Here is a 13,355-nt window from a genome sequence, read left to right on the forward strand (position 1 = left end):
GCTTACGCTTATTTAACTTGAGCTTGATGTTCCGACACAACAATGGCTTGCTCTTGTGCAAGCAGGCACAATTCAGCAGCTTTAAAAGCATGAGCCTGTGTCATCGCTGATTCTGTTCTGTTCAAACAATCCAGAATTAATTGCCCGAAGAACGGATATCCAACTTTACCTGATACATTGAAATGTTGTTCTCCGTCTTTATTAACTAAATAAACATGATTACCGTTTTGTTCTCTTGCAAGATCAACATATTTGCGAATCTCAATTGTTCCTTCAGTTCCAATAATAAAAGTTCTTCCGTCTCCCCATGTACTTAATCCATCAGGTGTAAACCAATCTACACGGAAATAATTCGTAGCACCATTATCTCCAACCAGTGTCGCATCTCCATAATCATCCAGCTCAGGATATTGACTATTATGATAGTTGGCTATTTTACTATGCAAAATCTTTGCATCCTGACAGCCGGCATAAAATAAAAATTGCTCAATCTGGTGACTGCCTATATCGCATAAGATGCCGCCATATTGCTCTTTCTTAAAAAACCAATCTGGCCGGCTTGCTGCATTTAATCGGTGTGGACCAAATCCGGTAACTTGTATAACACGACCGATAGCTCCACTCTCAATTAGTTCTCCGGCAAAAACCGCTCCTTCGACATGAAGACGCTCACTGTAATACACCATATACCTCTGTCCGGTTTGCTCGACTACTTCCTTTGCTTCTTCCAATTGTTTCATTGAAGTGAACGGTGTTTTATCTGTAAAGTAATCTTTCTCGGCTTTCATCACTTGAATACCAAGATCACTGCGTTTTGAAGGAATCGCCGCTCCTGCGACAAGCTTAATATCTGGATCAGATAAAATTTCCTCTAGCGACTCAGCTGGCATTACTTCTGGAAATGCCTTAACAAACTGAGCTACTTTTTCCGAATCAGAGTCATAAACCCACTTTAATGTGGCACCTGCTTCTACTAATCCATTGCACATTCCATAAATATGACCATGATCAAGACAGGCTGCAGCAAATTGAAATTCTCCTTTTTCCACGACAGGATTTGGTTTCCCCTTTGGTGCATAGTTCATACCATCCTTTGACATCTATGATTCTCCTCTCTTAATGTGTTCCCGACACATCTAAAGTCATTTTTGTTACATTCTTTTTTTGGAAAGTAGATTGGTTTATTTTTTCCTGCAGCTTCTCATAAAAGAGATCAGCATCAATTGGCAATTCAACAGGCTCGTTTAACCATGAAGATAAATAGATCGCATTTGAAATCTCAAGACCTTTGATTCCCTCTTCACCAGGTGCCAATAACGGGGTGCCTTTCAAAATTGAATCAATCCAGTTTTGAATAATCCCTTGATGATCAGTGCTATTCCCATTTATTGGGACATCTATGGTCCAGCATTCAGGACTTCCAAATCCACCTTTATATGTCGCATTAAATTCACGTTCTGATTGAGTTAGACGATAAAAGGATAGTTTATTATTTTCGACCACCATTTTTCCGCGATCACCGACAATTTCAAAACGATTTGTGCCAGGAGCTTCACCTGTTGATGTAATGAATACACCTGTTGCACCATTTTCATATTCTACGTATGCTGTAATATCATCTTCGACTTCAATATCATGGTATTTTCCATTATGGCAAAAGGCGTGCACTCGCTTTGGCATAAGCCCTGTTGTCCACTGCCACAAATCCAGCTGATGTGGAGCTTGATTTAATAATACGCCGCCTCCCTCACCTTGCCAGGTTGCCCGCCATTCACTTGAATCATAATAACTTTGAGAGCGGTACCAATCTGTGATAATCCAATTCGTACGTTTTATCTCACCCAGTTCACCGGACAGTATAAGGCTTCGTAATTTTTGATAAATGGGATTTGTCCGTTGATTATACATGATACTATAGACTTTTCCGCTCTCTTTTGCTGCTTTGTTCATCTCTGCTACATCTTTTGTATAAACACCTGCTGGTTTTTCAATAAGCACATGCATTCCTTTGGAGAATGCCTTGATTGCTAGGTTTGGATGATCATAATGCGGTGTTGAGATAAGAATAGCATCTATACCTGATTCATTTAAAAATGCCTCCTCATCAAGATATGTTTGTACATTACCTGATGAATAGCGAGAAATCACATTGAGCTGCTCTTGGTTCGGATCACATATTGCTTTCAGGGTTGCTCCTTCAATTTTCCCATCTATTAAAAGCTTTGCGTGTGAACTCCCCATATTTCCAATACCAATAATCCCTACTTTAATTAATGTCATCTCTTACACCTCAGATTCTCTTAATTTATTTTTCTAGCAAATTCCTGTAAGTTTCTTAAGCTGATTTCCAAGCTTTCTAATGGAGAACGTTTACATATGTCCTGCTCAACTGCATACCATTCTATACCATTTGCTTTACCCCATTGCAGAATAGGGATAAAGTCAATTACACCTGTTCCTACTTCTGCAAAGGTTTGACGTGCATCATTTGTCATATCTTTCAAATGGATAATTGGCATACGATTTGCATAAGGAGTAAGATATTCCAATGGATCCTTACCAGCCTTTTTTATCCAATACACATCAATTTCTGCAAGGATATGGTTATCATTTGCGGGATTAAGCAGGTAGTGAAGTCCATCCTGCCCCTCAATTTCGATATCAAATTCAAATGCATGATTATGATAGGAAATACGTTGTTCAGGTGCATCTTTTGCGATGTGATTTAATCGTCTCTTTACTTCCTTAAATCCTTCTGCATGATGTAACTCTTTTGGAATAGATGGAAGGATAATATCTTTTGTTTCATAAAGTTTCGCTTCTTTTATTACACCATCAAGGTCATTTGTTAAACGATCTAATGATATATGCATTCCTGCTGCTTGCAAGTTATTTTCCTTTAAAGCAAAGGCTACTTCTTGTTGATCATAATTCTCTGGCAAAGCAGAAATTTGCACACCTTCCCAGCCCATCTCCTTAAGGACTTTAAATAACGGAATGATGCCTTCTTTTAACTCTTCACGTAATGTATATAATTGTGCTGCAAATTTATAAGCCATACCTTACCACTTCCTTACTGATGATTTAATCGCAATTTCCGGTATTCCTTTGCAGTTACACCCACTTTTTCGCGAAAATATCGACTAAAATGGGTGGGACTCTCAAAACCGGATTCATACCCAACATCCTTCAACGGTTTAAGCGGTTTCATTTCAAGTAAATATTTTGCCTGTGTGAGCCTGCATTCCATCACAAATTCCATCACCGTATAGCCTGTCATCATTTTAAATACTTTAGAGACATAGGATCTGCTTAAATTTAAATTATCTGCAACACTCTGTAAGGTCACCCTTCCCATATAGTGCTGTTGAAGATAGAGTGCAATGTTTTCGGCATGCAGGGTTTTATCTTCTTTTTGATCAGGAATTTCAATCGAATTCATTTGTCCAAGCCTATGTACAATGTTTAACGCATGAAGTAATAGTATTTTCATCTCAGTCTCATCTTGTAAGGTAGGTTTTTTAGCTGTTTTCTTTAATGTAGCCAAACGGCCAAAAACCCTCTCTAATTCCTTTGATTCCCCATTTTCATTCGTCCGGATTAAACAATTATGCAGTGTTTGAAAGGTATCCAGTAAATACATACTGCCCATTTCCGTAAGAAGACCTTTAATCCAAACAGGAGAAAACTGAATCACACTCCGAACATATTCGCTTGTTGGATTAACATGTGGTTTATGTAATGTTAATCCATCCATGACAATAATGTCACCAGGCTCCAAATCATAAATTTGGTTATGAATTAAATATCTGCATTCTCCACCATGGAAAAAATAAATTTCATAATCCTGATGAGAATGATAAGAAAAGCTGTACTCCCCATTCCATTTTTGTCGATAGCTTGCTGACAGCATCTCATTCAATACCTCCAATGGAACTAACCTTATTATAGTGAAATCATTCGGTTCATTCATCGTCTCATATTATCTTGTTTTCTCTTAAAATTATCTGAGAGTCTTTTGGTACTATTTATTAGTTAAACGTTTTCAAAAGAAACCCTTCAAATAAAAAAAACTTTGCCTCTTCTCACTTCAATTTTTTAACACGATTACACTATTTACTTTCCAGTAATGAATAAATATCCATATTTTTCTACTTGTTAGGAAACGTTTTCCAATGTTATTAATGTCAATTATAGGATAATCTTTTGCAGAGAAAGAGGGCTTGACAATGAAGGTTGGTGATGTGGTTTTTTATGAATCAAAACTTTACAGAATCGTCCACATTTACGATAGTGGATATTGCGAAATTAAGAAAGAGGATAGTATTTATGAGGTTATGTTGGTTAAGATGTCAGAGCTGTGTGTTCCTAATATTTGAATCAACTATTTAAAGAGAGACGGTCAAAAAACATCAGTCCCTTATTAGAAACTGATGCTTAGTTTGGATTTACAACCCGATTTGACGATTTTCTTCTTCCAAAAATTGCTGAAATGTATTTAATATTCGAGTAGGATGAGTACTGAGTAGTTCAATATAATGACGTTGGCGATGACGATCTAGTACTCTGCTTTTTTCTACTCTTTCCTTCATATATGCAATGCTAACTTTATGAATTTCCTTTGCGGAATATCTGACTTCTTTTTGAAAAGCAAATCCTAAAGCCCCTACGACAGCAAATATAAGTGTAGATATGAACATTTCTCGGCTCCAAGGAGTGAAGAAAATTAAGCTAAGTAAATTCACAATTGAGATTGGGATAATGAGAATAGCTAAAAACGAATATTTTCTCGTTTTCTTCATAATAGGTAGTGTTAATTTTTGAATTTCTTCTATTTCTCTTTCCACATATCGGGGTATATTTGTAAACATCTTCAACTGTATTCCTCCCTTTGAAAATGAAAATGGCCTATACACTTGGTATAGGCCATTTTCATGTATACAAATAGACCTATACCAAGTTGGTTGGTAAGGTCTCGCTAACAACATTTTTGTTGCCAACAAAGCCGAGAGTTTAATACTCCGTAATGACGACTTTGCTGTAAAAGCTACTCCCCTTAAAAAGGATGTATTAATTAGTTAAACTATTGAACTATATATTTATTTTATATTATTATTAGATATTGGTCAACTTTCATTTCTCTAATTTTGCTCAATTAAGATTCTTTCGATGACTCTCGAATGATGAGCTGAGTATTGATAATTTTTCCCTTTCCATTCCCTTTTCCATTAATGATACTATCGATCGTTCTCATCACTTCATTTACCAGTACCTCATAATTATGATTAACTGTTGTTAAGCTGGGATGTACGATGTCAGATGGGTAAATATCGTCAAACCCAACAAAAGAGAATGTTTCAATCGGAATTTTTTGATCTCTGCACTCCTTGAAAGCTCCGTAGATAATGAGATCATTAATACCTATAATTGCACTAGGCAATATCTCTTTTTCTAATAGCTTTTTCATCGCTTTTCTTCCAGCATCAACGGAAAAATCTGAATAAATTTGCCATTCTTCATTAAATTCTAAGCTATATTCTTTTAATACACGCTTAAAACTCGAAAGTTTATTATCAGAAGAGGATATCCCTTTCACTCCTCCTAGGAGAGCAATTTTAGTATGCCCGAGTGAAACTAAATGTTCAACAATCGAGCGAATTCCTTCTTCTTCATTTGTTCTAATATTGGCAGATTTAACACCCTTCATTTTGCCATTTATCATGATGATCGGAACTTTACTCAACACATCCTGCATTTCATGAATCTCGTCATCAGAAGGCTTCGTCTTATTAATACGCCCTCCCATGAAGACAATACAAGCTGCTCTTCTTTCCGTAAATTCACGTAGATAAGTAGATTCAACTTCACTGTTACTCATTGAGTTCCTTAGTAAAACTGTATACCCTTTTTGAAACGCTCTTTTCTCAACTTCCATATAAATTTGCGAAAAGAAAGGATTTGTTATATCTGGCAGTATAAATCCAATTAAATTTGCTTGTGGTTTTGTTAGTCTTCTGGCTGCCTCATTAGGTGAAAAATCAAGTTCTTTCATTTTTGCAAGGACCTTCTGTCTGGTACTTTCCTTTACAAGCGGATTATTCGTTAATACCCTTGAAACGGTTGTTGGTGAAACATTCGCTTCTTTTGCAATATCATAAATCGTAATATTTTTTTTATTCATTATTTTACCCCACTTTTGAAACCGATTGCATTTCAAATATAAGCCCTTTATTTTCCCTTGTCAATCAATTTCAAATTGAAGATAATGTAATGACTATATGCTAATAATTACTTATCGTTTTATTAACATCTACAACAGGCTTATCACCTTCAAAGATTATTTTACTTATACAAGTTTCCCTCAGGAGTGTTTGATCTGGGTCAATTAATCTATGATAGACCATATACCACTCATTTTCATATTGTGTCATTGAAGCATGACCGGTTCCAAAAAACTGATCTGAAGGCTGGGTCACTCGGTTATCTTCCGGATACTTATAGGGACCATAAATATGCTGACTAGTTGCAAAACAAATTTGATACCTTGGATCTCGTGTATCATAATTACTCCAAGTTAGCAGATACTTTCCGTTCACTTTCTGAAGATGAGGTCCTTCATTATATACACCACTATCAAACACTTTTGGGTCTTTCCCACAATTTTCATAAAGCTGATCCGAGAGCAAGATTGGATCTGTTTTGAACGTCACCATATCCTTCTCTAAAGGCACAATCCAGCATTTTCCTTGACCCCATAGCAGGTATGGGTGGTTATCATCATCAATAAATAAATCTGCATCAATACTTTGACAATCATATTCGTCCTTTGTAATTAACGGTCGTCCAAGAATATCAACAAACGGGCCCATCGGAGAATCAGAAACAGCGACACCAATTTGTGCTTCTGCAGAAAAGTACATATAGTATTTACCATTGTATTTCGTAATTCCCGGTGCCCACGCTTTTGTATTAGCCCATGAAACATCATTCAAATCAAGGGCTAAATATGGACCATCCCAATCAATCAAATTCTTACTATGAAAGACGTGAAACTTTTCATAAATCCAACCATCACTATCCTTGGTGGGATATAAATAATAATTCTCTCCATCCTTTAAAATAAATGGATCTGCCCACTCTCCCTTGATAATAGGAGCTTGTGTCATTATATCCATATTTCCCCTCCACTCTTTTAGCAATAGTAGAAAAATAGAAAGAGCCTAGGCTCTTTCTATATTCTACTTATCATAAACTCGAACTCCATATCCTTATTTGCTTGTATAAGATGTTCTCCATGTACGGGTGCACCCCAGCTGTCATCACCGCCAACACCCATTTGCTTACCGGCAACTGTTACCACTGTATAGTGAACATTTGGAAGCTCATAATGATGTGCAGCATTTTCAAGTTCAAATGCAGTATATGGTGAGAAAGTACATTCTAACGGCTCTGTTGACGCTGCAATTTTTATTCCTTTTCCATTGTTGTTTGTTAATTTAGCCCAGCGTACTCCTGTCCTGTTACCAGACTCCTGTGGAACAACATATCCCGTGTTGTTTATGACTTGAGATTGATATATTCCAAGTTTTGCTCCTTCAGCCCGGTCTGAATAATTCTCTCCCGGGCCCATTGCATACATTTCAACTTGGTCGAAATCTGCAGATACTTTAAAGGAAATAGCATAAATCGGCATTTGTGGAAGGTTTTCAGCTCCAGTATAAGCAGATTTTACTCTTACACTTCCATCAGAAAATACGATATAAGCGATTTTCACCTCAATATCAGCAGAGATAGAGAAGTTATAGGTAAATTCAACTTTGACCCTGTCATACTGTTGTTCAAGCTCAACCCCAATACATCTTCTTGCCATACTGGCTGTTAACCAGCATCCAGATTGAAAGCTTTGTTGATATCCTTTATCATTATCTGTTTGCGCTCTCCAGAATAAAGGTGAAGGTGGTTGTTCAATCATTTCTTTCCCAGAATATTTAATAGACGTTAAGCTTCCAACCTGTTTTGAAAACATGATTGTAAAGTCCTTGCCATGAACACCAATATTCACATCTCCATTTACTACTCGTAAGCTGTCTTTTGGTAAAGCAACCTTTTCGTTTATCGAATTTCTCTCCTGGAAAACAAATTGTCCAAAAGCAATTTCATATCCTGCTTCAGCCCAAAGGGTATTCTCTTTTAACTTCATTGAAGTTTGTATACAATACTCACCTGCAGCCTTTACAATGTCTTCTGGTAAATCAAATTCTATTTGCTGCTTACTCTGAGGTGCAACCTCTACATCAATTGTCCCTCTGAAAGTTTCCTCTCCTTCCAGTAGCAGCGTGTACTCTAATTTATAGTCTTCTGTACCAATAAATAGATTATTATTATGAATCGTAACACCATTCCTATTTGGAACTAGTTTGATATTTTGGTATAAAAATTTCACTTCCTGCATTTTGGGAGACAGCTCTCGATTTGCATATACAATTCCATTTGTGCAGAAACCATAGTCTGTCGGACGATCACCAAAATCTCCACCATATGCTAAAAACTCTTGCCCGTAACGATCTTTCTTAACTAAAGATTGATCAATAAAGTCCCAGATAAAGCCTCCTTGATACATCGGATATTTCTCTTCAAGATCGGTATACTTATACATACCTCCAAGAGAATTCCCCATAGCATGCATGTACTCACAGCTTATATATGGCTTTTCAGGGTCATCATTCAAATATTTCTCAATATCCGCAGGTTTTGCATACATACGGCTTTCCATATCACTTGTCTCATTATATGCTCGATTATGAAAAACTCCTTCATAATGGACAAGACGACTTGGATCAACAGACTTAAAGTATTTTGAAACATTTAAAATAACTTCTCCTGCATATGATTCATTTCCACATGACCAAATGAGAATGGAGGGATGATTTTTATCTCTTTCATACATAGAGATGGCTCTGTCCATCACAATGTCCTGCCACTCTGGGTTATTTCCCGGGATATTCCATGAAGGCTCAATAGCACCCATTTTCTGCCATGAACCATGTGTTTCAAGATTCATTTCATCGATTACATAGACACCATATTCATCACACAGTTCATACCAATAGCTTTGATTTGGATAATGAGATGTACGAACTGCGTTAATATTATGTTGTTTTAGTGTCATAATATCCCATAACATATCTTCCTTTGTGATGGTTCGGCCACTTCGGCAGTTAAACTCATGCCGATTCACACCTTTGAACACAATACGCTCACCATTGATACACATGATATTATCTACTAACTCAAATCTTCTGAAGCCTACCTGTTGAGGAATAACCTCTACCAGGGCGCCAGACTCATTATAGATTTCTATGAATAATCTATATAAATATGGATTCTCAGCATTCCATAAATGTGGTTTATCGAGCTCCATCCGAAATGATGGATTCATACCACTTGTTTGACAGTTTGTTGAAGCCACAACATTCTTTTCTTTATCACATAATTTCGCTATAATTGTTGCCCCTTCAGGTACTGAAGATAAAAACGTAATATCAGCTTGAACTGTTCCTTTCGTAAAAAAAGAATCCAGTTCTGCACGAACATGTATATCATAAACATGGATCTCAGGAACAGTATAAAGATATACATCCCGGAAAATTCCAGAAAATCTCCAGAAATCCTGATCCTCAAGCCAGCTTCCAGTACTTCGTTGATACACCTCAACAGCTAGTTTATTCTCCCCCTCTACCAAATAAGGTGTGAGATCAAACTCAGCAGGAGTAAATGAGTCTTCACTGTAGCCTACGAATTCACCATTTAGCCAAACATAAAAAGCTGATTCAACACCTTGAAAAGAAATATAAACCGGTCTTTTTTGCATATTTTCCGGAACATGAAAGTACTTTACATAACTTCCCACCGGATTATGATCCTGCGGAATTTCAGGTGGACGGATATCATTGTGTCCGTCCCATGGGTACATCGTATTCACGTATTGGGGCTGTCCATATCCTTGTAGTTGAATATGTCCTGGTACTTGAATATCATCCCATCCTATACAATCGAAATCCTGTTGATAAAAATGTTCAGGTCTCATTTTTGGATTTATAGAATAATGGAATTTCCAGCTTCCGTTTAAGTCATGTCTTAATTTCATTGCAGAAGAAGCTTGAGCCTCCTGTTTTGTTTCATAATAAAAATGATCTGAATGTGCTGGTAATCTATTTACTGCAAACACATTAAGGTCTGTAAGCCAGCTAATACTAGGATTCATTATTTTGTTCATACTTGTTGTTGCCATGGATATCTCCACACTCCTTTTTAAGTTACTATTTGCGATTAAAATTTGTTTTTACTAATTCACACGTAACATGAGAATATTAGGCTTATATATTTCCAAACATCAATTAGATGAAACCGGTGCCATTCTCTTTTAAATTTTTTTTATTAATTACCTATAACTATTACTTATTAAATCAAACGCTGAAGTAATCTCAGGAAAAACAAAATGAAACTGGTTTCATTTTTAAGAATAACAAACAAATCAATCATCAAAAGAAGTTTGCTTAACCCTCTGCATGAAAGCACTTTCATATTATATTCACATTTTACCTTTATTTAAAGATATGTGTCAATTATTTTATTCCGGCCTTCTAATTTTCTACTAAGTTCTTAAAATTAATTTGTGAAGTTTTAAGTTTTCCCTATATAAAATTGAAACTAATGAAGATGCTCATTAGTTTCAATTTTAAATCAATTATATTTTTCTTTCATTTATAACAATGATTCTGCACCATCAATAAATATTTTCGTGCCTGTTATATGGTTTGAAGCATCAGAGAATAAAAAATGAACCAAATCTGCGACTTGTTCAGGTTCACCGGCCTTATGCTCTAATGGTTGACCTCCTTCTGGATATTCAATCGGGATTTTTATCTTTTCCAAGTTTTCTTTTTCAGGAAATGTATTTTGCCCGATATTGGTTTCGATTGCTCCAGGGCAAATGATATTTACCCGAATATGGTATCTAGCAAGTTCTAATGCGGCCATTTTACCAAATGCCACCTGAGCTGCTTTTGAGGAGCTATATGCTGACATGCCAAACCCTTTAAAGGTACGATTTCCGTTAATAGAACTTGTAATAACCACACTTCCCCCATTTACCTTTAAATGAGGAATTGAATATTTTACGGTTAAAAAAGTACTTTTTAAATTAGTTGATAACGTCTGATCCCATTCCTCCGGGGATAGATCTTCAATTGGTGCAACTGTCCCATTAATACCTGCGTTTGCAAAAACAAAATCTAACCGATTCCATTTTTCATAAATCTCTTTTACACTTTGTTCAACTCTTTTAGGATCTGATACATCCGTATCAGTTATCATTGCTTCGCCGCCTTGTGATTCAATATCCTGTTTTACTTGTTTAAGCTTTTCCTCTTTTAAATCAACAAGACCAATTTTTACTCCTTCTTTTGCAAGACGTAAAGCAGCAGCACGGCCAATACCCGATCCTGCGCCAGTAATAAGAGCAACCTTGTTTTGAAGTGACATATTATATCTCCTTCCATTCTTACATTTTTAAAATTAATTTACCCATTTTTCGTATTAAGTATGTAAGAAAAGGAAAAAATATAAATTTTAAAGATAGACCTTCCTTAACAAGGCATAAATGAAATACCGTGATATAAGAATTCAACGGTATTTCATTCAATTTCCTTTGCTGGTTCTTCTTATTTAGCAACTAACGTTACAATTGATCGTGGAGGAATGGTAACTGCTTTTTTAGCTGGGATAAGGTTTTTTTCCTCTAAATCGGCATTTTCAGATGTAACATATGGTTTGAATTGGATCGCTTTCTTTTTCCCAGGAAGGTGATCAACATTCACTTTTACTGACTTTTCTTCATTACTGTAATTAACAAACACAGCAGATAGTTGGTCGTCTTCTTCATGATAATACGCGGAACCCATTAGTTCCTCTTGGTCGTTTGCTCCTTGAAGATCAACTCGATAGGCACCTGGTCTAACAAAGCGGCTGTAGTTCCCCATTGCCCAAAGTAATTTTGATTCAATGATCGACTCCTCATCACCAGGCTGAGAATAATCAGTATAAATCAACCCATCCTTATAATCGTAATTTGACAGAGCCAGCCACCATTGCCATGCTGAGGCTTGCGTTTCAACCATGTCAAAATGAATTAGTCTTGCAACATCAAGTGCTGTCTTCATTGTTAAATCTCTTCCAGGTCCATTACTTCCCAAAATACAATATTCCGACATCCAGAATTTTAAATCTTGACCGTATTGATTTAGATTTTCCCGGACAGATTTTCTTAATGGGACGAGACGGTCTTCACCGGAATAATGATCTGACCAATATGCATGTGCACTAATTTTATTTCCAATGATATCTTTAATTTCGGGATCCCCTAACATTTCTTTAATGTATTCACGGTATTTTCCAGGATAACTACCGTTGGCATTCCCGCTGTTGTATACACGATCACTACCAGTAAATTCCCCATACATCTCATCATCAAGCAGAGATGTATACTCTACAGCTTCAGTGGCGTCAATTTCTGTATCAAGTCCTCTTTTTTCTAGTTCCGAGTGTAACGCCAATATGACTTCCTTAATATCTTCTATGTTATATCGATTACCTTCCTGTCCAGCGTAATCCCAGTTCCAGGTAGGTTCATTAATAGGACTAATATAGTTAAATGGAACATTTTCTTCTTCAAAATGTTCCAATACATCTGCGAGGAATACCGCGAAATCATCAACTGATTCTTCTTTTAAATTCGTGCTTCCTACAGAAGGATCAGGTTGTGCGTGACCATTTTTCGTCATCCATACAGGTGGACTGTTTACAAACGCAATAAATTCCTCAACACCTCTATCCTTTGCTGCATGAAGAAACCATTGCTGTCCAGCCTGTTTGGACCAATCATATGGCTCATTTTCACCTGTTTTAAAACTCTCGGCTCTTCTCCACGGGTCTGTAATGATTTCCTTATCCGTTTCTTCACTTCCAGCGCCAATATTAAAACGCCACATAGATAAACCAATTCCTTTTTCCGTTGAAAACAGCAAGTCGGCAACCTTCTTCTTACTTTCTTCTGACCATTCAGAGCCAATTTTATCGAAGGACCAAGCACCGGATGCTCCGAAACCATCAATTTCTTGGTATTTATTTTCTACATTGATTGTGATTTCTTGGGTATTTTCCTTTTTTTTCGTAGACATATTGTTTTCCTTTGCTTTAAGATTTGTTGGAATTAATGTGAACATTAAAAGAAATATGGATAATATACAAAACCTTGAAACTACCTTTTTATTAAATAACATATTTTACCTCCATTA

10 protein-coding genes are annotated in these 13,355 nt (G+C 36.4%); all 10 read right to left on the reverse strand.

What is annotated here, in order from left to right; genetic code table 11:
• Positions 1–8: 8 nt before the first annotated feature.
• The 10 genes from BK577_RS22315 to BK577_RS22360 all read right to left on the reverse strand — a co-directional run bounded on the left by BK577_RS22315 (position 9) and on the right by BK577_RS22360 (position 13,340).
• Positions 9–1,100 (reverse strand): Gfo/Idh/MocA family protein, encoded by a 1,092-nt coding sequence (locus BK577_RS22315; protein WP_078434963.1) that lies wholly within the window; start codon positions 1,098–1,100, stop codon positions 9–11.
• Between the two features lie 16 nt (positions 1,101–1,116).
• A complete protein-coding gene (locus BK577_RS22320; protein ID WP_078434964.1) occupies positions 1,117–2,280 on the reverse strand; it encodes a Gfo/Idh/MocA family protein in 1,164 nt (387 codons plus the stop codon).
• A 20-nt stretch (positions 2,281–2,300) separates the two neighbouring features.
• Complete coding sequence (locus BK577_RS22325) at positions 2,301–3,059, reverse strand: sugar phosphate isomerase/epimerase family protein (RefSeq protein ID WP_078434965.1); 759 nt, start codon at positions 3,057–3,059, stop codon at positions 2,301–2,303.
• A gap of 14 nt (positions 3,060–3,073) precedes the next feature.
• Positions 3,074–3,913, reverse strand: a complete 840-nt coding sequence (locus tag BK577_RS22330) for an AraC family transcriptional regulator (protein WP_169908447.1) — start codon at positions 3,911–3,913, stop codon at positions 3,074–3,076.
• A gap of 535 nt (positions 3,914–4,448) precedes the next feature.
• Positions 4,449–4,871 carry a DUF5392 family protein gene (locus tag BK577_RS22335; RefSeq protein ID WP_245823599.1) on the reverse strand — a complete coding sequence of 141 codons (423 nt, stop codon included), beginning with the start codon at positions 4,869–4,871 and terminating at the stop codon, positions 4,449–4,451.
• 284 nt (positions 4,872–5,155) lie between these two features.
• Positions 5,156–6,181, reverse strand: coding sequence for a LacI family DNA-binding transcriptional regulator (locus BK577_RS22340; protein ID WP_078434968.1), 1,026 nt, complete (start codon positions 6,179–6,181; stop codon positions 5,156–5,158).
• Between the two features lie 100 nt (positions 6,182–6,281).
• Entirely contained in the window at positions 6,282–7,175 is an 894-nt protein-coding gene (locus BK577_RS22345) for a family 43 glycosylhydrolase (protein WP_078434969.1), read from the reverse strand.
• 56 nt (positions 7,176–7,231) lie between these two features.
• Positions 7,232–10,291, reverse strand: a complete 3,060-nt coding sequence (gene lacZ, locus BK577_RS22350; RefSeq protein WP_425435966.1) for a beta-galactosidase, LacZ type — start codon at positions 10,289–10,291, stop codon at positions 7,232–7,234.
• A gap of 473 nt (positions 10,292–10,764) precedes the next feature.
• Positions 10,765–11,544 (reverse strand): SDR family oxidoreductase, encoded by a 780-nt coding sequence (locus BK577_RS22355; protein WP_078434970.1) that lies wholly within the window; start codon positions 11,542–11,544, stop codon positions 10,765–10,767.
• 179 nt (positions 11,545–11,723) lie between these two features.
• Positions 11,724–13,340 (reverse strand): glycoside hydrolase, encoded by a 1,617-nt coding sequence (locus BK577_RS22360; protein WP_245823559.1) that lies wholly within the window; start codon positions 13,338–13,340, stop codon positions 11,724–11,726.
• Between the last annotated feature and the right edge of the window lie 15 nt (positions 13,341–13,355).

It is taken from the genome of Metabacillus halosaccharovorans (assembly GCF_002019635.1).
GTDB classification, from domain to species: Bacteria; Bacillota; Bacilli; order Bacillales; family Bacillaceae; genus Metabacillus; species Metabacillus halosaccharovorans.